Origin of the sequence: Acinetobacter schindleri (genome assembly GCF_010918895.1) — a bacterium.
Lineage (GTDB): Bacteria > Pseudomonadota > Gammaproteobacteria > Pseudomonadales > Moraxellaceae > Acinetobacter > Acinetobacter schindleri.
In genome coordinates, this window is the sequence record NZ_CP044483.1 from 2,301,775 (window position 1) to 2,323,265 (window position 21,491).

Genomic DNA, 21,491 nt, shown 5'->3' on the forward strand with positions numbered 1-21,491 from the left:
CATCATCACTGTTCAGTACTTAATCTCACATGGATGATGAATAAAAATGCAGCATATTGAACAAGGAAACCTGAAAAAGGGTTTAAGTAACCGGCATATTCAACTTATTGCACTGGGTGGTTCCATTGGTACCGGCCTGTTTCTCGGCATCTCACAAACCATCAAGCTGGCCGGGCCTTCCGTTATTCTGGGTTATGCCATTGCAGGCTTGATTGCTTTTCTAATGATGCGCCAGTTGGGTGAAATGATTGTACATGAACCTGTCAGCGGTTCTTTTAGCCATTTCGCTTATAAATACTGGGGCAAGTTTGCCGGATTTATGTCTGGCTGGAATTATTGGGTACTGAACATTCTGGTCTGTATGGCCGAATTAAGCGCTGTCGGCCTGTATGTGCATTACTGGTGGCCCGAAATCCCAACCTGGGTGTCTGCGCTCGGCTTCTTTATTTTCATTAATGTAATCAACTTGCTTCACGTAAAATTATTCGGAGAAATGGAATTCTGGCTAGCGATCATTAAAGTCGGTGCCATTATTGCCATGATTGCTTTCGGCAGTTATTTACTGGCCAGTGGCAGTGGTCACAGCCAATCCAGTCTGGAAAATTTATGGCAATTGGGTGGCTTCTTCCCGAATGGGATTATGGGCCTGATTATGGCGATGGCCATGATCATGTTTGCTTTTGGAGGTATTGAACTGGTCGGCATTGCAGCGGCAGAAACAGATAACCCGAAAAAAACCTTGCCTAAAGCAGTGAACCAGATTGTTTACCGTGTTCTGTTATTTTATATCCTCAGCCTAGTGGTGATTCTATCGCTTTATCCTTGGAATATGATGGCGCAAGGCGGCAGTCCTTTCGTGCTGATTTTCGATTCGCTTGGTAGCCAGACAGTGGCCGCAGTTCTGAATTTTGTGGTTTTAACCGCAGCGATTTCGGTTTATAACAGTACTAATTACTGTACCAGCCGCATGCTGTTGGGATTAGCTCAACAAGGTAATGCACCCAAATTTCTAGCTAAAATCAATCAGCGTGGTATTCCGGTCAATGCTGTTATGGTCTCAGCATTCTGTACGCTCCTATGTGTCTTGTTGAATTATCTGGTGCCAGAAAAAGCCTTTAGCATGCTGATGATGCTGGTGGTCGCAGCCATTGTGATTAACTGGGTGGTAATTTCCTATACCCATTTAAAATTCAAGACCTCAATGAACCGCATGCAGACCAAAACAGATTTTCCAAGTGTGGCTTACCCATTCACTAACTATTTATGTATCGCATTTATGGGCGGTATTCTGCTGATTATGAGCAGTACCCCAGAAATGCGAATTGCGGTTGTTATGATCCCGGTCTGGATTGGACTTCTGATGATTGCTTATTTCTTCAAACGCAAAAAAGAAAATCAGACAGCTGTGTTAAACACGACCAAAATCAGCTCTTTACCAGAAGCGTAATACTATATTAATTAGATTAGGAAATATTCATGTTTCAACATATTGATCCCTATGCCGGTGATCCGATTCTTTCTTTAATGGAAGAATTCAACAAAGATCAACGGAGTAACAAAGTCAACTTAAGTATTGGTCTGTACTACAATGAAGATAACATTGTGCCGCAGCTAGACTCAGTTCAGAAAGCTTATACTTATCTGACCCCTGACTATCATAAAGTTCGTGTCTATTTGCCGATGGATGGACTGAACAGCTTTAACCAGGCTGCACAGAAATTAATTTTTGGAACTTCTAGCCCTGCTCGCGAGCAAGGCCGTGTGATCACAATTCAGACCTTGGGCGGCTCGGGAGCGCTGAAAGTCGGCGCAGATTTTTTAAAGAAATATTTTCCAGAATCAGAAATCTGGGTGAGCCAGCCGACTTGGGAAAATCATATTGCAATCTTTAATGGCGCTGGTATTCAAACCCATTTTTATCCTTATTATGATGCAGAAACCAATGCGGTTAATGTACCGGTGATGCTGGAATGCTTAAAACAGTTGCCAGCGCAGAGCATCGTGCTACTGCATCCCTGCTGTCATAATCCGACCGGGGCCGACTTACAGCCGCATGAGTGGGATCAAGTCATTGAAGTCTTGAAATCTCAATCCTTAATTCCGTTCCTGGATATGGCGTATCAAGGTTTTGGTCAGGGTCTGGAACAGGATGCCTATGCCATTCGTGCACTCGATCAAGCCGGAATGAACTTCATCGTGAGCCATTCATTTTCCAAAATCTTCTCTTTATACGGAGAACGAATTGGCAGCCTGAGCTTTGTCTGTGATGATGGCAGCAGTGCGAAAAATGTGTTGGGTCAGCTAAAAGCTACCGTGCGCCGGATTTATTCAAGTCCGGCGGCGAATGGTGCCCTGCTGGTCAGCCAGGTATTGAATGATCCTACGCTGTTTAGCCAGTGGCAGGCTGAAGTGGAAGAAATGCGCCAGCGTATTTTAAGCATGCGTGGCTTACTCAAAGAAAAATTATCCAAGGCGCTACCGGAGCTGGATTTTACTTACCTGACCCAGCAGCAAGGCATGTTTAGCTATACCGGCCTCACTGCCGATCAGGTGGATCTATTAAAACAGCATTACGGGATTTATCTGGTTCGTAGTGGCCGGATGTGTACGGCGGGCCTGAACCTCAGCAATATTGATTATGTTGCCAAGTCGATGGCGGCTGTGATTAAAATGCAAAATGAAGCTGAGCCCTTGATTGCTTAAAAAACATTGAGTTTTTGAAAGCCTTCTAATTCTAATATTGGAAGGCTTTTTTATGGATCTTGCTTTATTCTTTTTTAAATTAAAAGCGAGTGATCATCTTGGTTTTATGTTACAAAAATAAAATCATTTTTTAATCCTATTTAGCGATCAAAATCTTGATAAAAAAAGATCCAACCCCTGAATCAGATCTGGATCTGTGAAATAAGTTCAGGTTTAGAAAACTTATCTGCAATAAATGAAAGTTTTAGACAGCAACCTCTGGATTAAACAAGCCATCAATCTGTTTTTGGATTCCAAGCAGATAATCAATGGCTTCTTGCATCTGATCTGCTGGTAACTGGTCTTCGGTACCGATACAAGTAATTACATGATCAAGCTGTCGGCTGAAGTTATACACTGGAATCGCCACTGCATGGATGCCCGCCATCATATCGCCAGTGACTGAGGCATAGCCCTGCTGCAGGATTTTCTCTTTAAGTTGCAAGAATTCTTCCCAGTTCGCAGGATATTGGCCTGCTTTAGCGCTACTCGCCCACTCTTTTTCCAGTAAAGGTTTGATGATGTGTTCTGGCTGGAGGCAGGCATGTAAACGGCCCGTTGCCGACTTCAATAGAGGCATACGCGAGCCGACCCGGGTAATAATATTAAATACATGGTTGGATTCAAGCGACTGAACCACCACAGCACCATCGGCAAACCACTTGCTGACATGAATACTGCAATTTAAATGCTGCTGAATTTCTGCAATATATTTTTGGGTTAATTCCAGCATATCGGTACGTTTTAAGGCATTGACGCCAAATGCGTGAGCACGCTCACCCAGGCCATAACGCCCGTCACTGAGCTGCTGGGCATACCCTTTACGTATCAGACTCACCACATAGCGATGCACTTTTGCAGGATGCATAGACAGGACTTCTGACAGCTCTTTTAACATCATCGGTGCATTATGTTCAGTCAATGCATCGAGTACAGTTAATCCTACTTCTAGAGACTGCACCCCTCCCTGTAATTTTTCTTCCTCAACGTTCATCGTTTCATCCTGCATATACGCATTAATTTTCATGGTTCTATCAAGCCATTGTACTACTGAAATCAAAAATCTTGCTCAGCCAAATCTGATTCCAGATTCAGATCATAGCGGCATTTTAACAAATTTACATTATTCATAATCAAATTATTTATTGCGTAATTTAAAAATATAAGTATGATTCTGTATAGAACTTAAATTTTCCACGGAAAGGATCCCTATTTATGACGACGCGTTTAAAGTCATTTGTCGACATCGCTCCTGATTCAGATTTCCCTTTAGAAAACCTGCCTTATGGTATTTTCAGTGATGCGAAAAACACCCAACCACGTGCCGGGGTGGCACTTGGAGAATGGGTGGTTGACCTGGCAGGACTGGAAGCCAATGGATATTTAAAGCTAGAAGAAGGCCAGCAATTTTTTAACCAGCCAACCTTGAATGCTTTTATTGAGTCGGGTAAAGCCAACTGGTCTAAAGTACGAGCAGAGTTACAGACGCTGTTGTCAGCAGATCATGCCGAATTGCGTGACAATCAGGAACTCCGTGATCAGGTTTTCTTTAAACAGTCAGACGTCACAATGCATCTACCGGTGCATATCCCAGGCTATACCGATTTCTATTCATCGAAAGAGCATGCCACCAATGTTGGCTGTATGTTCCGTGATCCGAAAAATGCACTGTTAGCCAACTGGTCAGAACTTCCGGTCGGTTATAACGGCCGTGCCAGCTCCGTAATTGTTAGCGGTACAGAAATCGTGCGTCCATCAGGACAGATCAAATTACCGGATTCTGAACGTCCAGTCTTTTCTGCATGTCGTAAGCTCGACTTCGAACTGGAAACCGGTTTTATTATCGGCAAGCCAAGTCATCTAGGTGAGCCAATTGCGATTGAAAATGCTTGGGACCATATTTTTGGCATGGTGCTGTTTAATGACTGGTCGGCACGCGATTTGCAACAATGGGAATATGTACCGCTAGGTCCATTTAACGCCAAGACTTTTGCCTCTTCGATCTCGCCATGGATCGTAACGTTGGAAGCACTTGAACCATTTAAAACCAGCTCACCTACTCAAGAGCCAAAACCTCTGACTTATCTGCGTGAAGACAACAGCAGCAATAGCTATGACATTAACCTGTCTGTTGAAATCCAGCCTGAAAATTCAGACCAGGCTGATGTCATCTGCGAAACCAATTTCAAATATATGTACTGGTCTATGGCACAGCAGCTGGCTCATCACACTATCGCAGGCTGTAATGTTCAGGTCGGTGATCTGATGGGTTCAGGCACAATTTCCGGTCCTACGCCAGATTCTTATGGTTCATTACTGGAAATTACCTGGAATGCCACCAAGCCACTGACTTTATCAAATGGTGAACAGCGCACCTTCATTCAGGACGGCGACACCGTGATCATGAAAGGTCATTGTGAAAAAGATGGCCTGCGTATCGGTTTCGGTGCTGTGAGCGGCAAAATCCTGCCAGCGATTGATTTCGGTTTTACTGAATAGTCTGGGGTGAAATCATGACCATGCAACTGTATACCTATTTTCGGAGTTCGGCCGCTTACCGGGTTCGTATTGCGCTCAACCTGAAAGGACTCGAAGCAGAACATATCCCGGTTCATCTGGTGAATAACGGCGGCGAACAGCATAGTGAAACGTTTCGGCAGGTCAATCCAGGTGAGCTGATCCCTGCCTTAATCGAAGATGATTTCACGCTGACCCAGTCGCTCAGCATCATTGAATATCTGGAAGAAAAATTTCCAGAAACTCCGCTGTTGCCCAAGGATTTGCAACAGCGTGCGCTGATTCGGGCCTTTAGTCTGAATATTGCCTGTGACATTCATCCACTCAACAACCTACGTGTACTTCAATATCTTAGTAAAACCCTGAATGCCAGCGATGAACAGCAAACCGAATGGTACAGACACTGGGTCATCACCGGTTTAAAAGCACTTGAAGCTCAATTAACGCATTCAAATGGCCAATTCTGTTTTGGAGATCAGCCGAGCCTTGCAGATTGCTGTCTGATTCCACAAGTCTATAACGCCAAACGTTTCAATATCGATCTTTCAGATTTCCCAAAAATTGAATCGATTTATACCCATTGCAATTCACTGGACGCTTTTCAAAAGGCTGCACCCGAAGCACAACTGGATGCAGCATAAGAACATATAAGGATATAACCATGACCATTCAAATCGAAAAAATTCACCATGTCGCCTACCGCTGTAAAGATGCCAAAGAGACCGTGGAATGGTACAAAAAAAACCTGAACATGGAGTTTATTCTAGCTTTTGCTGAGGATCATGTCCCGTCTACCAAGGCTTTTGACCCGTATATGCACCTGTTTTTAGATGCTGGTAATGGCAATGTTTTGGCCTTCTTTGAACTGCCAACTCAACCGGAAATGGGCCGTGATGAAAATACCCCGAAATGGGTGCAGCACATTGCCTTAAAAGTGAAGGATCGTCAGGCATTAGTTCGGGCCAAAGAACATCTGGAAGCCAATGGCGTAGATGTACTGGGCATTACCAATCATGGCATTTTCCATTCGATTTACTTCTTCGATCCAAATGGTCATCGTCTGGAATTGGCTTATGATGATGAAAAAGCACACCAGAAAATTGCCATGATTACCGAAGCAATGAAGTATGACATGCTGGAACAATGGAGCAAAACCAAACGTGCACCGTCACATACCCACTTCTTGCATGCGGATGAATTAGACCAGAGCGCTCGCGAAGCCAAGATGGATGCTTAAATTTTTAAAGGAAGGGATTTCTGATGAATAAAGTCGTTGCGAATGCTCAGGAAGCTTTAGCGGATATCGTGGCAGATCATCAAACACTAGCCGTTGGTGGGTTTGGTTTATGCGGTATTCCTGAAGCGCTCATAGAAGCCTTAAAAAATACCGGTGTCACCAGCCTCACCTGTATTTCTAATAATGCGGGGGTAGATGACTTTGGTTTGGGTAAATTGTTGCGGACCAAACAGATCAAAAAAATGATTTCTTCTTATGTCGGTGAAAATAAGGAATTTGAACGTCAATATTTAAATGGTGAGCTGGAAGTAGAGCTGACACCCCAAGGAACACTGGCAGAAAAACTGCGTGCGGGCGGTGCTGGAATTCCCGCTTTCTACACCCAAACAGGCGTTGGCACATTGGTTGCTGAAGGCAAAGAAGTCCGTGAATTTGAGGGTAAAGAATTTATTCTGGAAAAGTCATTAACCGCAGATGTGGCACTGGTCAAAGCCTATAAAGCAGACAAGGCCGGCAACCTGGTCTTCCGTAAAACTGCACGTAATTTCAATCCTGAATGCGCCATGGCCGGGAAAATCACTGTGGCTGAAGTTGAACAAATCGTAGAGATTGGTGAACTTGATCCCGATGATATCCATCTGCCTGGAATCTATGTGAATCGAATTGTCGTTAATGCTTCACCAGAAAAACGCATTGAACAGATGACCTTAAAGGCGGGAGCATAATCATGGCTTGGACTCGAAATCAAATGGCTCAACGTGCAGCACAGGAACTTGAAGATGGGTTCTATGTCAATCTTGGTATCGGCTTGCCAACACTGGTGGCCAACTATATTCCGGACAATGTCAACGTCTGGCTCCAGTCTGAAAATGGCCTGTTAGGCATTGATGAATTTCCAACTGTAGAAACCGTTGATGCAGACCTAATTAATGCGGGTAAACAGACGGTGACTGCCCGTAAAGGTGCTGCCTTCTTTTCCAGTGCGGATTCCTTTGCCATGATTCGCGGTGGGCATGTCAATATTGCGATTCTGGGAGCAATGGAAGTTTCCGAAACGGGTGATCTGGCAAACTGGATGATTCCAGGCAAGAAAGTCAAAGGTATGGGCGGTGCCATGGATCTGGTAGCCGGTGTGCAGAAAGTCGTAGTCCTAATGGAACACACGGCTAAAGATGGTACCTCGAAAATCGTTCCTCAATGTACTTTACCGCTAACAGGTAAAGGTGTGGTCAACCGGATTATCACTGATCTCGGCGTTATGGATATTACTTCAAGAGGAATAGTCTTAATAGAACTGGCTCAAGATGTCACCCTTGAGCAGATCAAAGCTGCAACTGGGGTGGAGATGATTACGGATGCACTTGAAGCTGCCTGATCTGCTTCTACTGGATAATCAAAGCAGCAAAAGCTGCTTTGATTATCTTCTGAAATACTGCTTTCGCATCGTAATTATACCGAAGATAAAGCATATTTTTCTATAATACTCATACTCTTGCCGTATAATTTTAAAAATCACAATAAAATCTTATGAATGTAATTCCCCTTATTTGATCAAATAAAATTATCTTTATTTCTATTCAAATAAGTTTGCAGAAAAACTATTTTTTTTCGGTTTATTATTTTTCATTAAGCTCAATAAAACTTATAAAATTTAAGATTCAGAACTACTTTCACACTAATTTATATTTAAAGTGATCACTAAAGATAATGATGATAATAAAATTTTAATTAGTAGAAAAAATACTTAATAAAAAAGCCACTTATATAAGTGGCTTTTTTATAAGAAGAATTTTGGTGGAGGTGGCGTCAATTGAACTCAAACCCTAACCTATTAATTCTCAAGCTATTTTACTGAATAGAAAAATTCATTGACCCAATTTTGACCCAAATTAGATTTAATGCATTGAATCACTTTAAAATCTTATTCAAATCCGAATTCAGGATTTGAAGTGGCGTACCGATTCTACCATTATTATAATTCAATAAAAATACCATGTTATAACATATCATTTCTTTGATTTTCTTTTTTGATGTATCATTCTTTTAGATATATTCAGGGACAAGGTAATGTTGGAAATTATTGATGATTTAAAAAATAAATTAGATCAACATCGCCCTCTCTCTCCGTCAATTGTCAAAAACTTACAAGAAGATCTTATTGTCCGTTGGACCTATCATTCGAATGCAATTGAAGGTAATACACTTACCCTACTAGAAACAAAAGTAGTACTGGAAGGTATTACTGTTGGTGGAAAGGCATTAAGAGAACACTTCGAAGCGATCAACCATAGAAATGCAATTTACTATGTTGAAGATATTATTCGGAAAGAGGAGTCTTTTTCTGAATGGCAAATTCGTAATATCCATCAGCTTATCTTAAAGAATATTGATGATGATAATGCTGGACGTTATCGTCAACAAAATGTCCTGATATCAGGTGCTACGTCTACCCCGCCTGATTACACCTTATTAAATGACAAGATGGCTCAATTAGTAGACTGGTATAATAGTGAAGCACATAAACTACATCCAATTGAACGAGCAGCCAAAGTACATGCTGATTTTGTTGGCATTCATCCATTCATTGATGGCAATGGGCGTACATCACGTCTATTGATGAATCTTGAATTATTAAAAGCTGGCTATCCGCCTTGTGTTATCACTGTTGAAAGTCGATTAGCTTATTATGAAGCTCTTGATCAATGGATGTCTTATGGGAAAACTGACGCATTTATCCACTTGGTTTCCGATGCGGTACTCGAAGGATTTAAACCGTATCAAGTTGTTTTAGGTCTTTAAAATGAAGACTTAGTTTATACAATAGTATCAAAATTCTACTTATGCCGATCCATAATTTTATGGGCTTATAAATTATGAACAAACTCGAGTTCATGATTTAATATAATCTCGTGCTTTAATTTCTTTTTCACACAATAAACATGAATTTTTTTATAGAATCAAAACCACCTACTTCCGATGATATTAATACTTTATGTGGAAAGATTTTAAGTCATGAAATCAAAGTTCATTTTTTTGAAAAAAAAATTTCTGAGCTTGTACAACAATTTCAAATCAATCATCCTCCCCAAAATCTTCAACATATTTCTCAAACTGATTTAAACACCTTACATATCTTAGGTTTTAATTTTAAAAATGCTCAACAGTTACCATCAATTGGTTTGATCGGCTTTGGACTGTTAAACTTATTTTCCTTCTTACTTATTTTAACCCATCTACTGCTTTTTCAAACAGCATCTGATTGGGTAAATCTTATTCCTACCTATATTGAATGCAGCATATTTTTCTTAATTTGCGTAGGTTCGGGTTTAATGTTCAGAGCAACGCGTGTAACTCGAAGAGTTGATGAAATTTTATGGAGTATTTTCTCCATGATTGGACTTGTCCTTGCATTTGGTTCTGCACAACGTCTATTTTTTTATGCTGATCACTTAATTCCATTTAGCTTGCATAAAAGTTTAATCCCTAGCCAAATTTTCCATTTATATACTCAGATTCCTGCAAGCACGTGGGCACAATTTTTATTCATTTTATATTGTATTATTGGGATCGTTATTTTTTATGTAAGCTCTTATTTATTTTCTGCATCCCCTGAAATTGCCAATATTATGCGACGCTACCCTGATATTTTCCAGGTTGGAAATCCACATGAATTGCAGCAAGAAAAACGAGACTTAATCCAAGAAATCAATAAAGCAAACAGCAACCTAAGAGCATTTGAGCGTTTCAAAGCCAAGGTAATTTCGGAACTTGAAAATGATCCAATCCTAGAGCATATAAACCTCTCTCCCACTATTGAATTAATTGACCCTATTCAAAAGATACAAGAGAAATTAACCTGTCTTTCTCTTGATCACAGTCATCTAGAACAACAATATCAACTTGAGCGCATTCAACATTTACTGAGTAGCCTACAACTACTCTCTCAAGATGCATCATCTCTACAACAGCAGTTTGAAATATTTAATACTGTTCAGGCAGAGAGAATATAAATGCATTTAAGTCAAAATTCCAAGAAGCTTTGGCCACTTTTGTGGATGTTATTCTGTTGTACTGTTCTAATTAATTGTATACTTCTCTACCAATTCGATAAAAAGAATCAACGTGACCGCTTTACAGGTTGCCTCAATAAAATTGAACAAAAACATGTTTTTGTCATTGATCCATCATCGATTCATAGCACTCAAACACAATCTGAAATTCTATCTAGAATTACACAGCAAGCCCACAAGATCAAACGTGAAGATTTAGCTTTAGTATATGTGATAAATGGTCAATCCATGAGTGAATTACAACCTGTATTTAAAGCATGTCACACCGATACGAACTTTAAAAAATTATTTTTGAAATCTGTACATTATGCGGTCTATGCTCAACCACAGCATTCAACAGCCATTCCGCTTGCTGAAGCATTACTCGATATCGAGCTAAGTCAACATCAGATTCAGCCGAAGCAAACTCGATTATTTATTTTTTCCAATTTCTTACAAAATTCACAAAATTTGTCATTTGCACAAAGTACAGATCTAAAGGCAGCGATTAATCAATTCAAATTAAGCCGCCTTGGTGGTGTACAACGTCCAACTTTTATCAACACCACTGCATATTTACATATTATTCCGCCTGCACAACTCACTGAGAACCTACTCAATATTCGTGATGGTTTTTGGATATGGTTTTTTGGAGATATGCGTGGCGATAGACGTGCATATGGTTTGGAACGTCACGATCTACCAGGTTCATAATATTTTTTAGAGGGGATTCATCATGTCATTTGCAGCAAAAAAAGGGCTTCCAAGTAGCTTTTTACCGATTTTAGGTGGAGCAGCATTAGTCTCGATTATTATCATTTGGTTTAATTTACATATTGTATTACTAGCTTTCACAGTAACAGTTCCCCTTATTCTTTATTTTAATATTGTTAAAAAAAGCCTACTAAAACAACCTGACTATAATGCTGTAGATAGTGTTTATTACTTTGGTTTTAGCTTAACTATCGTAACACTTGCCACTTCTGCCATCATTCATTTTGGTCTATCTTCTGATATTGAAGACCTACAAAACTTAAATCTTGTGTTTTCACAATTTGGTGTTGGATTATTAGTAACTTGTCTTGGTTTGATCTTACGTTTGTTTTTATTGGCGTCCATGAATCAACAAAACGCAGATCAGGAACAAAATGAACGTCATGCACTTATTAATGACATCATTGACTTGAGAAAAGAAATTACTGGTTTTGCCAGTGAATTGCAGGACATTAATGTCAATTTAAAGAATCAACAGAAAGTACTTAATCTAGAAATTATTGAGAGCTTAAAAGCAGCAACTTTGACTTTTAATGAACAGTCGATCAATGTACAAAATGCTTTAATCGAGCACCAAAAGCAAAAAAATCTTGAATTAATTGAATATCAAGAACAACTACAAAAAAATCTATATGAACAGATGCAAGAAATGAATAATTCACTCTATAGCAATATGCAACAAGCGAATCAATCACATATTGCATATGTCGAAAGATCACAACAACATTTAATAGATTTAGCATCCAATATTGGTACAGCGATTCATGATTTAGCTATCCCAAGCGTTGCAGATTCTGCTAAAAAAGCATCTCAACAACTGGTCGGTGCATACAGTGACATGCAACAGAATATTGGGCATTTTAATACTCAGCTTCAAAATATGACTGAGCGATATACCCATTTACATGAACAACACCAATTGCAACTGCAACATACATTACAAAGTACGAAAGCTTCAGTAGATGCTGTCAATGATGCCCTAATTGAAGTCGCAAACAATACGTCTACAAATATGCGCAAAGCAAAACCAAATACATCAAAAAATCTTGATCAAGTCGTAGGTTAAGTAAATGAACAGAAGAGAAGATGTTTTATATCTCACCTTGATTGATTTTTTTCTGCAAATGCTTTTTCTCGTGATGATTGCATTGTTAGCTTATATTTATGTCGAACGTCGCCATAATGCTGAAGCGAAACAGTTTCTTGACCTTGCGAAGGAATATAAAGTTGATAGTGTTCAGGAGCTCATCGACCGTTTACAAACGCTTGCCCCCATCAATAATTTAGAAGATGCAAAAAAGGCACAAGACTTTATGAATTCAAATGGCGGCTTAAAAGAAGTAAATGCCATGGTGGAAAAGTTTAAGGAAGGCCAAGGCAAACCACCCTGTGTTTTTGCAATGGAGAACGGCCTAAAAGTTGCAAAAACCGTTGCAGTTTTTGAAGCAACAAATAGTTCGATTCGTTTGATTTCTTGGCAGCCTGAATTTGCGCAATTAGCCAAACAAATCAATCAACCGATCAGTAACAACCAACAATGGTCACTACGGGGGTTTAGCTCTGCTTGGCACCATGTATTGGTCAAATATCCTCAATGCCGTTATACCGTGACATTACATGAGCGTTCAAATCTTGTTGCACCACGAGATCGTGTCCAAGGCATCTTCTATACAAGGATTCGCAAATAATGTCCTTGAATAAGTTAAAAGATGCTTTACAAGATTACCAGAATAGCTACTATGAGTGTTTAGAGATCACCCCTACTTCATCTGTCCCTACTCAAGGAAGAGCTGAAACAAATTCAGCACTTCCTCAGCCAGACTTTAAATTTGAAATTCCTGACCCTCTCCAAATCAACTCGACTCAAGTCACTCAAGAAAAAGTCTCTTCTGCACAAACCGACATTGATGAAGATATTCCTCACCCAAAACTAAATCCTTTCGCCCAATATGGTGAAAATGATCAACCACACGCAAATCAGTCGAATCAAAATATTCAGCGTAGACCTCGTGCTCGTATGAAGAAAAAAGAAGGTTTCAACTTCACTCCTATTCTCATATTGTTTGTATTCATCATGCTGTGTGGTATCGGTTATGCAATTTATGATTTTTACTCACCCAAGAGGGCCGTAACATCTTTGCCTTCTCAGCCTGAAATGAGCATTCATAATGACATTCAAAAAGAAAATATTCATGAGCTGTCTCATCGGGAGTAGCCTCATGAGTACGAAAAGTTTTTCAAAATCTTGTATAGATCAATTTCAACCATAGGCTTGTTGGTTAGAAAGGTAAAAGTATTTCTCTCCAAAAGGCCAATAGCTTCCTATCTAGAGGATGAAACAGCATTTCATGCTGTCTTATCCTGCTAATTTAAAATAATAAACACCATTTTATATAAAGTTCAGTTTAAAGCTTATATTCATCAATCACTTTTCGGGCTTCTCCAAAACCATTTTGAGCGGACTGTTTTATCAACTGAACCCCTTTAGATTCATCTTTCGGAATCCCTTCTCCAAAATAATACATGAGACCAATAATATATTGTGACTGAGCATGACCTAGCTCGGCTGCTTTTGAAAACCATTTAAATGCTTCTTGATCATCTTGACGTTCACCCGCATCTTCACTGAAATAATGCGATCCCAAGGCAAAATACGTTCTTGGGATGTAATCTTTTGCTCTTTCATGACCCTGAGCAGCAGCTTTTTCAAAGAAATCTAGAGCTTTTATATAATCTTGAGGTACACCGATTCCTCTAAAGTACATGACTCCAAGCTCAAATTGTGCTTTTGCATCCCCTGATTGTGCGCTATTTGCAGCAGATACAAAATACGCATCCCCATCAATCACTTTTCCTGCCATATCCGCCACTGTCAACTGCTTATATGGTACATTCCATGATTTTTGTAGTTTATCCAGTTTTTTCTGTGCACTTACATGTCCTTGTGCAGCACTTTTTTCATACCATTCTTTCGCTAAAGATAAATTAAGCTCTGTACCTTGACCATCAGAATACATTTCACCTAGTAAGAACTGTGCATTTTTATTTCCATTTTTTGCCGCTACTGAGAACCATTTAAATGCTTCTGTTAAATTTTGCTGAAACCCTTGACCACTATAATAGCAGGCACCAGTATATAATTGTGCTGAAGGATTTTCTAGCAAGGCACCTCGCAGGAACCATTCACAAGCCTTTTCTTTATTTACTGTTGTTCCTTCACCTTTGTAATACATTAATCCCACATTAAAAGGTGCAATTTTATCACCGCTATATGAAGCATTAGTCCAGGCTTCTAATGCCTTAGCATCATCCTTTTTTATATATTGATTATTAAAATAACCATTTCCTTGATAATAAGCTTGTCCCAAGTTAAAAAAATATTCAGCATTATTTTTTTCAATATAAGGCTTTGCTAATTTTTCAACACCTTTATGCAACGGTGAAAACAGTTTCTCAATACCGAGAGAAGCCATCTCTCCTGCCTTATCAATTCCGTCTAGAACTTTGAAGTGAAGCTCTTCACTTTTCGTATTTGCAGTCACAAACGAAGGTAAAGATAGCACTAGGAATGAAAGCAGTACTTTTTCCTTTAAATATTTCATATAAAAAATCCGTTAAATTTAAAAATTATTCTTTTTAAAAATACTCAGCTCATTTTCACTTTGAGTGAAGTTTCTTTCCGCTTGCCTTCTCAGTTCAGAGTTTTTAATAACAATGCCTCGATAGTAATCCGCCCTCTCTCTAGAATCGGCTTGAGTCAGTCGACTTTTGGCTTGAGCGATTTTATATTCGATAGCTTCTAAATTTGATTTAGAATCATAGTAATTATTTGCCACAATATAATAAGGCCTTAATATATTGTGCATTTCTAAAGGACAGCTTTTATAATCTCCTTTACCATGCAATGCATATTCAAAAACAGCTTCTGGACTACAATACGTTCTTACACCTTTTTTATAACCTTCGGCATAAAGCGCTCTATCCATTACAACATTATGTTTAGCACAAACTGTTGTTCTTTTTTGAGCCAAAGAACCTGCTCCTGAAATGCCATCTTGTTGCCCAATAAATTCCCAGTTTGCACTTAAACATTCATTTTTAGACATCATGGCACAGCCATTTAAAAGCAAAAAACTACTAAATATTAGATATTTTATTTTCATGACATTCTCAAAATATTGAGTACATTGAAAAATCCCAATATATATTTATACATACTGGGATTTTTCTAGAGATTTCAGACTAACGTGATAGTACGGGTATTATTTGCAACTTTTTTACCATTCACTAGTAATTCAGTATCAAGCAAGTATTGTCCTTTAGATACACTCGCTGGAAACTTCCAATTGAAGGAATTTTCAAAATCTCCTGAACTATAACCTTGAGCTGTTGAAACCTGAACATCTTTCACTAATTCACGAATCACTTTTCCATTCGCATCTTTTAGAACTAATTTTTCTTGGACACGCTGAAGGGGATCAGCAACACCTTCTACAACAGTCAAATCTGATTTCACTGTAATATTTTGGTTAGCTGAAACAGTTTGATTTGGTAAAATAACCGTAGAATACTGTTGAACTCTTGTTGTTTGAGGCAGTTTCCCCTTATTAGCTTTTTTATATGCCGTTTCAACTTCAGCAGCTGACTTTTTCTGAATAGTATGTGCATTAATCATCATACATCCTGCTGCAAAAACCGCACCGCCAATGGCTGCACCTGTTGCAGCATAGGTACTATCACCTACAGATGCTCCAATAGCAGCACCAAGTAATGCACCTACTGCTGTAGACATTCCTGTATTACATCCACCGTTAGCTGACGTTGCTAGCCCACCTGTACTTGCACAACCAGAAACCAAAATTGCTGAACTCAGCATAGTAATAGATATCGCTTTTTTCATCATAGACCCTCTGTAAAATTTAAAAATTATTGAATTACCATATCGTCAAAGGCTGCTGACTCACCTTCTTCAGCCTGACGTAAAATACGTTTTGCTTGACTATTACTCGGGGAAGCAGACAATACTTCTCGAGCCAAAGATTTAGCCAGACCGTAGTTATTTGCATTTAATGCACGCTCTGCACGATTGAGCTGAGAATCAAAACGGGCTTCATTTTGACGACGTGCTGCTTCTGCTGCTAATTTACGTGCCGCCTCTTCAGCTTTTTGATGCTCTTTTTCTAAAGCTTGTTGACGTTCTCTTTGTGCTTGCTCAGCTTGGCGTTGTGCATCTGCACGCTCACGTTCTACTTGGGCTAAACGTTGTGCTTGTTCAACCTCATGATTGGTATTTTGTTGAGGTATACTTTGAACAACATCTTGTACAGCCTCACTTTCTAATGGAACTTCATCTGTCTCTTGTTCTTGTTGAAGATTGAATTCTTCAATCATCGATTCGATTTGTGGTAGTAGCTCTACACCACCGATAAGTTCAGCATCAAGTTCTAATGCAGCAAGCACTGTCTGATGTGCTAACTCCAAGTTTCCAGCTTGCAAATACTCTTTTGCTAAAGTGAGCTTCTCTTTTGCAGATGTGGCTTGTGCTTCAGCCGATACAACCAATTGAACAAAACTTGCATTGGTTTTACATTCTGCCTGGTTGAGTTTGATGATACTCAATGCACGTGTCGGCATTTTTTCACTCAGCAAACTGTTAATTTCTGCATTTGCATTTTCACAAGGATCAACCTGTGCCCCTTCATCTACAGATGCAACTTCTTCTACATTGTCTTTGCCACTAAATATAAAGAAAATCACAGCCAAAATCACAATAAATGCAATTGCAATATATTTAAAGCTTGATGTTTTTTGCTGTGGTGGATCGAATGGTGTAGGTTGACTATTCAAAGATGGTCGTTCTGGTGGCGTGAAGACTGGAGCTTCAGGCTTTGGTTGTTCAAGAAGTTCATCTGGCTCAGCATCTAAGACGGACAGATCACTTTGAAACTTGAGTTGATATTGTTGCAAACTTAAATATTCATTGGGAATATTCGCTAAATGTTTTAAACGTACAAAAATCCCTTCATCTTTTTTAAAGGCGTAACGATCATAACTTCGCATCAACTCAAGGGATGCACCAACAATAATGATCCCGAATAATTCTTTACCCTGTTTCGTAATATGTTTGACCACAACCGATGTATCAGCAGCCTCATTATTTTGAGCTTCACTTAGTGTTTCACTAACCGTCGATTCTGGTAGGTCACTGACTATTTCTTGTGGAATAGTCGATGTTTCTTCTGGCTCTACAGGCAGAGTTTGAGCTTGAACGCTTTGTGCAACACTACAAAAAGGACAAAACTTTACTTTGAGCTGTAGCTCCTGCTTACATCCAATACAAGCTGTATATTCTTGCTGCTTAACCATTTCATTTAACCTATTACTTCTTTTTGTGTTGAGCATGAGCAGTATTGCCCTCCTTCGAGAACAATACTGCGATGGGCATTATTGTAAAATTGGCGGCATGCCTGGAATTGGTGGTGGCACAGGAATTGCAAGCTCAGGGCATTGGGCAATTGCGATCCAATTAGCTAAACCTTCACGCCATACCATCGTTGCAGTGTTAATTTGTTGCTGCTGCAACATTTCAACCACTTTAGAATGTGAGTATGGTCCAAAGTTTTGCCCATTAATCGCTATATGATATTGATACTGAGGTTGCTGCAGAATGGGTGGTGGCATCGCGCCTGGAGGTGGCGGTGGAGTCATGCCAGGCATTGCAAAAGTCGCTATTGGCGTACCTACTTCTGCCACACTTTTTTTCACAAGAAGCTGTTCATGTGTTTGTAAGATACTTGGTGACATATTCATCACCCATTTCAGACGTCGACCTTTATTTGGCTCACGAATTTCGTCCTGATATGCATCCTCGTCTGAATCTTTGAGCACTTCAGCCCATTTTTCCATTTCTTCGCGATATTCAGTTAACTCATATGCTCGGTCGATCAATTCTTGTGAAATTTCCTTACGCTCAGCTAACTCAATAAGTTCTTTCTTCAATTCTTTCGCAATGGCACATGCAAAACCAACATGTTCAACCTGAGCACCAGTTTCATTTTGTACCAAACGTGGCGTGTAAACTTCACGCTCATAATGATCAACTAATGCAATTAGCATTGTTAAATTTGCATCACTCAGAGATTTAAATTTCTGTTGAACTTGATCATAAATGTTGTCACGGTAAGTCTGAGGTAAACCATTTAAACGGAAACCACGTTCATTACCTAAGCGGCGAACATCACCTCGTGCTACTGCAAATTCATATTGCCCACTTGGAATCAAGCCTGGAACATCACAGCGCTTTAAAATACCCAACATCACTGCTTTCAGGTAGCATTTAAAATCATCAGCTAAGCTGTTTAATTCATCAGGTGTCGGTGCATATGGATGCTTGAATCGTGTTGAGTCAATATGGGTATGTAAAGGAGTTCTTTCACTTTCTTTACGATAGCTCGTACGCCAAGTTTCAATACCCCGTAAAATCGTAAGAGGAATACCTGACAACTCGACATAGCATACTGCTCGACCAGGCTCCCCGGTTTCGACAATCGACAATGCTTGAGCATTTAAACCTAAACCACTTGGAATACAGCCAGTTAATTCGTGTTTGTACTTTTTGCTGAACTGATCTGCCCCATTCACACCAATGAAACATTTGAAACGATCTGGTGGCGGTGTGAAATCGCCACCCATTTTAGCATCAACCCAAGGCATGGCACGTTGTAACCACTCAGTGAATACATTCTGACGCTCAACCACACTCATGTTTTCAAGTGCTTTATACAGTGCATCTTCTTCTTGATCATTTTGTTCAAAAACAACCAGACGACGCTCAGCCATACGAATAATTTTAAGCAATAATGGTGTTTGCTGATCTGGATCAACAAGGACTTTAAACAGCTCTCTTGAGCCACCAAAATCTTTAAATGCTTCAGCTGCCCATTCACACAATAAACGAGGATCAATCTCACGCTCTTTCACATCGTCAGTTTCGATGATTTGCAAAGTTGCATGTTTAGTCCGAATTTGCTGATGAATCACTTCACGATCGTGATCAAGACGCTTCATCATATCCATGACAGACTCTTGACCATTTTGCAGGTCACCCATCACACCATTCCAAATCGTCTTGCCACTCTCATCTACACCCAAACTGTTACCTAACCAGTTCGAAATATCCTGCATCAACTCAATCGCTTCGACAGCAGCTTTAGCTTGTAAATGGAATGCAAGAACATTTGAAATATCATTACGCAAATGATCTAAAATATTTCGTGCCTGCTCTTCACGAGAAGATGCACCCAGGCCGAGGAAGCCCGAGCCTTTGGTTTCTTCTAAATCCTTGAGTTGTTTTTCATATTCATAGGTTTGTACAGCATCTTTAATAGCTGTATAGCGGTTTGCAGAATTTTTTAGGTATACGCAAATTCCTGTATTGGCATTTTCAATACGTCCTTTAATTTGTTCTACTAAAGAAATGACATACTCAAAACCACCTAGATCTTGATTATCAATATAAAGATAGAGGCGGTTTTCGATGTCTTTTTTCAGTGCATCAAAAATCACTTTTCTACGACGCACCACCTGATCTTCAGCAGTATCCCCTTTAGTATTCGGGTTACGGATCACTTGTTCGAGTAAATTATCCATCGCAAGACGAACTTGAACAGGCCATTGATCACGATCTACGTTACTGACTTCATTAATGCGCTTGCTAACACGTTGGCGTGTTTCATCAACAATATCAACCTCTACACCCGACTGACCTGATCGAAGCAATGTTTCAACAATTGCCAGATCCATAAATTCTGTGTTCAATTCACGAATTTCTGGATTTTTCAGTGTCGCAGCAGAAAACTCTGGCAGGTTGTTAAATGGAACTAAAGCTGAATACATATATTCAGACATAAAGTTATCACATTGCTTTTGACTCGCACGATTTGCAGCAGGATTCGCGCTTGCTACACCAAAGAAGGCTTTAAGCATGTCCGATGCCAAACTGTAGGCATATTCATCGTAGCGAGCACGGCCAAGTGTGTCCAAAGTCGACTGGCCAAATGCTGAATAGGCACATGAGTAATTTAACTTCATATCACCGAAACGACCTGTCGGAACAGGTGGCGCAAACATATGAATTTTATGTTGGCGTTGGTTGACAGCAACTGAACGTTTCCGATTGGCAAAGTCAGCAGAACGAAAATCTTCAAATAACGTATCCGCAATCATCGAGTAGACATCATTCATATTGTCCGTATGCTGGCGTGCCAGGTTACCGGAATCAATTAAATGAACTTCATCATACGGTTTCGATGCAAGCTGTGGACGATCATAATCATCCCATTTTTCCACATACTTTGAATGCCCCACCATTGCAGATTCAACTTCCATCAACGCTGCATAAGCATTCGCCTCAGTACGTGATTTATTCGCGCTTGAATAACCTGTCGGTAAAAACAACATCAACTCTACGTCAGCGGCTTCAACTTCGTTGCTTGCCACCCATTTAGATAACCACCCCATATCCAAAAATGAACCGGAACCTGTACCGCCAGCAACAGAGCCCAAAACCACAATACGAAATTTGCTTGTATCTAGTTGTAAATTTAGTTTTTTTAGAATGTCATCACGCGATAAACCTGCTTTTAATGTATTTAATTTTGAGCGAATTTTGTCACGAGTTTTTGGATATTTATCAAAGAAATATAAACGTGATACAGATCGAATTTGCCCCGCACCTTTTGCAGGATCAATACCTAATTCACGAATTTTTTTAGGAGTTAGCGGTAACCAATTTTGAATATGTGGATAACGGCTTAATGAAGCATCATCACGACTATATTTTTCAATATCAAAAGACTCAACGATCTTTTCATCATCTGTAAACTTGACTAAGTTATATTGCAAATCTTCAGTTTGTGCACGACCACTATCAATAATTGCACCCTGATCTAAGTCAAAATGCATAAATTGTGCAATTGGAAACTGTGATAAGTTTTCTAAGCGAACATTATCACTACCCCAACTTGCATTGAGAATACGACGACGCACACGCATCATCACTTCCATACCTGTACCACCGACACCAATATAAAGTGTTGGGCGGAGTTTTACGGTCTGCTCTGCTGCTTTGGCTGCAGTGCCTGTGTTGACATTTTGTGCGTCTGTCATCATCT

19 protein-coding genes are annotated in these 21,491 nt (G+C 39.7%); 13 read left to right on the plus strand and 6 right to left on the minus strand.

What is annotated here, in order from left to right:
• Nucleotides 1–46 precede the first annotated feature (46 nt).
• Together FSC11_RS11045 and FSC11_RS11050 are read left to right on the plus strand one after the other, a co-directional pair.
• Nucleotides 47–1,447, plus strand: coding sequence for an amino acid permease (locus tag FSC11_RS11045; protein WP_004893355.1), 1,401 nt, complete (start codon nt 47–49; stop codon nt 1,445–1,447).
• A gap of 29 nt (nt 1,448–1,476) precedes the next feature.
• The gene (locus FSC11_RS11050; RefSeq protein WP_163166881.1) at nt 1,477–2,703 is read left to right on the plus strand and encodes an amino acid aminotransferase; all 1,227 of its coding nucleotides are present in this window, start codon (nt 1,477–1,479) and stop codon (nt 2,701–2,703) included.
• 244 nt (nt 2,704–2,947) lie between these two features.
• Here FSC11_RS11050 and FSC11_RS11055 read toward each other — a convergent pair whose 3' ends face one another.
• Nucleotides 2,948–3,769, minus strand: a complete 822-nt coding sequence (locus tag FSC11_RS11055) for an IclR family transcriptional regulator (protein ID WP_163166883.1) — start codon at nt 3,767–3,769, stop codon at nt 2,948–2,950.
• Between the two features lie 188 nt (nt 3,770–3,957).
• On the opposite strand from FSC11_RS11055, the gene fahA reads away from it, so the two are divergent.
• From fahA to FSC11_RS11110, 11 genes are all read left to right on the plus strand, one after another.
• Nucleotides 3,958–5,241 carry a fumarylacetoacetase gene (gene fahA, locus FSC11_RS11060; RefSeq protein ID WP_163166885.1) on the plus strand — a complete coding sequence of 428 codons (1,284 nt, stop codon included), beginning with the start codon at nt 3,958–3,960 and terminating at the stop codon, nt 5,239–5,241.
• Between the two features lie 20 nt (nt 5,242–5,261).
• Nucleotides 5,262–5,900 carry a maleylacetoacetate isomerase gene (gene maiA / locus FSC11_RS11065; protein WP_163167786.1) on the plus strand — a complete coding sequence of 213 codons (639 nt, stop codon included), beginning with the start codon at nt 5,262–5,264 and terminating at the stop codon, nt 5,898–5,900.
• A gap of 20 nt (nt 5,901–5,920) precedes the next feature.
• Complete coding sequence (locus FSC11_RS11070; RefSeq protein WP_163166887.1) at nt 5,921–6,496, plus strand: VOC family protein; 576 nt, start codon at nt 5,921–5,923, stop codon at nt 6,494–6,496.
• A 23-nt stretch (nt 6,497–6,519) separates the two neighbouring features.
• On the plus strand, nt 6,520–7,221 hold the full coding sequence (locus FSC11_RS11075) for a CoA transferase subunit A (protein ID WP_163166889.1): 702 nt from the start codon (nt 6,520–6,522) through the stop codon (nt 7,219–7,221).
• A gap of 2 nt (nt 7,222–7,223) precedes the next feature.
• Nucleotides 7,224–7,871, plus strand: a complete 648-nt coding sequence (locus tag FSC11_RS11080) for a CoA transferase subunit B (RefSeq protein WP_163166891.1) — start codon at nt 7,224–7,226, stop codon at nt 7,869–7,871.
• Nucleotides 7,872–8,563: 692 nt separating this feature from the next.
• Entirely contained in the window at nt 8,564–9,295 is a 732-nt protein-coding gene (locus FSC11_RS11085) for a Fic family protein (RefSeq protein WP_163166893.1), read from the plus strand.
• A gap of 140 nt (nt 9,296–9,435) precedes the next feature.
• The gene (locus FSC11_RS11090; protein ID WP_163166895.1) at nt 9,436–10,506 is read left to right on the plus strand and encodes a hypothetical protein; all 1,071 of its coding nucleotides are present in this window, start codon (nt 9,436–9,438) and stop codon (nt 10,504–10,506) included.
• Nucleotides 10,507–11,259: a hypothetical protein gene (locus tag FSC11_RS11095; protein WP_163166897.1), complete on the plus strand. Its 753-nt coding sequence runs from the start codon at nt 10,507–10,509 to the stop codon at nt 11,257–11,259.
• 22 nt (nt 11,260–11,281) lie between these two features.
• The gene (locus FSC11_RS11100) at nt 11,282–12,385 is read left to right on the plus strand and encodes a hypothetical protein (RefSeq protein ID WP_163166899.1); all 1,104 of its coding nucleotides are present in this window, start codon (nt 11,282–11,284) and stop codon (nt 12,383–12,385) included.
• 4 nt (nt 12,386–12,389) lie between these two features.
• Complete coding sequence (locus FSC11_RS11105) at nt 12,390–13,007, plus strand: hypothetical protein (protein ID WP_163166901.1); 618 nt, start codon at nt 12,390–12,392, stop codon at nt 13,005–13,007.
• The gene (locus FSC11_RS11110) at nt 13,007–13,534 is read left to right on the plus strand and encodes a hypothetical protein (protein WP_163166903.1); all 528 of its coding nucleotides are present in this window, start codon (nt 13,007–13,009) and stop codon (nt 13,532–13,534) included. Before FSC11_RS11105 ends, FSC11_RS11110 begins: the two co-directional genes overlap by 1 nt.
• A 190-nt stretch (nt 13,535–13,724) precedes the next feature.
• Here FSC11_RS11110 and FSC11_RS11115 read toward each other — a convergent pair whose 3' ends face one another.
• The 5 genes from FSC11_RS11115 to FSC11_RS11135 form a co-directional block, all read right to left on the minus strand.
• A complete protein-coding gene (locus FSC11_RS11115) occupies nt 13,725–14,921 on the minus strand; it encodes a tetratricopeptide repeat protein (protein WP_163166905.1) in 1,197 nt (398 codons plus the stop codon).
• Between the two features lie 18 nt (nt 14,922–14,939).
• A complete protein-coding gene (locus tag FSC11_RS11120) occupies nt 14,940–15,482 on the minus strand; it encodes a DUF2799 domain-containing protein (RefSeq protein WP_163166907.1) in 543 nt (180 codons plus the stop codon).
• A gap of 74 nt (nt 15,483–15,556) precedes the next feature.
• A complete protein-coding gene (locus FSC11_RS11125; protein ID WP_227590982.1) occupies nt 15,557–16,222 on the minus strand; it encodes a hypothetical protein in 666 nt (221 codons plus the stop codon).
• A gap of 23 nt (nt 16,223–16,245) precedes the next feature.
• Nucleotides 16,246–17,685, minus strand: a complete 1,440-nt coding sequence (locus tag FSC11_RS11130) for a coiled-coil domain-containing protein (protein WP_163166911.1) — start codon at nt 17,683–17,685, stop codon at nt 16,246–16,248.
• Between the two features lie 78 nt (nt 17,686–17,763).
• Nucleotides 17,764–21,486 (minus strand): tubulin-like doman-containing protein, encoded by a 3,723-nt coding sequence (locus FSC11_RS11135; RefSeq protein WP_163166913.1) that lies wholly within the window; start codon nt 21,484–21,486, stop codon nt 17,764–17,766.
• Nucleotides 21,487–21,491 lie beyond the last annotated feature (5 nt).

What these genes read in the sequence shown, in the direction of transcription:
- FSC11_RS11045 (WP_004893355.1), top strand. Translation starts at nt 47, where the DNA reads ATGCAGCATATTGAACAAGGAAACCTGAAAAAGGGTTTAAGTAACCGG.
- FSC11_RS11050 (WP_163166881.1), top strand. Translation starts at nt 1,477, where the DNA reads ATGTTTCAACATATTGATCCCTATGCCGGTGATCCGATTCTTTCTTTA.
- FSC11_RS11055 (WP_163166883.1), bottom strand. Translation starts at nt 3,769, where the DNA reads ATGAAAATTAATGCGTATATGCAGGATGAAACGATGAACGTTGAGGAA.
- fahA (WP_163166885.1), top strand. Translation starts at nt 3,958, where the DNA reads ATGACGACGCGTTTAAAGTCATTTGTCGACATCGCTCCTGATTCAGAT.
- maiA (WP_163167786.1), top strand. Translation starts at nt 5,262, where the DNA reads ATGCAACTGTATACCTATTTTCGGAGTTCGGCCGCTTACCGGGTTCGT.
- FSC11_RS11070 (WP_163166887.1), top strand. Translation starts at nt 5,921, where the DNA reads ATGACCATTCAAATCGAAAAAATTCACCATGTCGCCTACCGCTGTAAA.
- FSC11_RS11075 (WP_163166889.1), top strand. Translation starts at nt 6,520, where the DNA reads ATGAATAAAGTCGTTGCGAATGCTCAGGAAGCTTTAGCGGATATCGTG.
- FSC11_RS11080 (WP_163166891.1), top strand. Translation starts at nt 7,224, where the DNA reads ATGGCTTGGACTCGAAATCAAATGGCTCAACGTGCAGCACAGGAACTT.
- FSC11_RS11085 (WP_163166893.1), top strand. Translation starts at nt 8,564, where the DNA reads ATGTTGGAAATTATTGATGATTTAAAAAATAAATTAGATCAACATCGC.
- FSC11_RS11090 (WP_163166895.1), top strand. Translation starts at nt 9,436, where the DNA reads ATGAATTTTTTTATAGAATCAAAACCACCTACTTCCGATGATATTAAT.
- FSC11_RS11095 (WP_163166897.1), top strand. Translation starts at nt 10,507, where the DNA reads ATGCATTTAAGTCAAAATTCCAAGAAGCTTTGGCCACTTTTGTGGATG.
- FSC11_RS11100 (WP_163166899.1), top strand. Translation starts at nt 11,282, where the DNA reads ATGTCATTTGCAGCAAAAAAAGGGCTTCCAAGTAGCTTTTTACCGATT.
- FSC11_RS11105 (WP_163166901.1), top strand. Translation starts at nt 12,390, where the DNA reads ATGAACAGAAGAGAAGATGTTTTATATCTCACCTTGATTGATTTTTTT.
- FSC11_RS11110 (WP_163166903.1), top strand. Translation starts at nt 13,007, where the DNA reads ATGTCCTTGAATAAGTTAAAAGATGCTTTACAAGATTACCAGAATAGC.
- FSC11_RS11115 (WP_163166905.1), bottom strand. Translation starts at nt 14,921, where the DNA reads ATGAAATATTTAAAGGAAAAAGTACTGCTTTCATTCCTAGTGCTATCT.
- FSC11_RS11120 (WP_163166907.1), bottom strand. Translation starts at nt 15,482, where the DNA reads ATGAAAATAAAATATCTAATATTTAGTAGTTTTTTGCTTTTAAATGGC.
- FSC11_RS11125 (WP_227590982.1), bottom strand. Translation starts at nt 16,222, where the DNA reads ATGATGAAAAAAGCGATATCTATTACTATGCTGAGTTCAGCAATTTTG.
- FSC11_RS11130 (WP_163166911.1), bottom strand. Translation starts at nt 17,685, where the DNA reads ATGGTTAAGCAGCAAGAATATACAGCTTGTATTGGATGTAAGCAGGAG.
- FSC11_RS11135 (WP_163166913.1), bottom strand. Translation starts at nt 21,486, where the DNA reads ATGACAGACGCACAAAATGTCAACACAGGCACTGCAGCCAAAGCAGCA.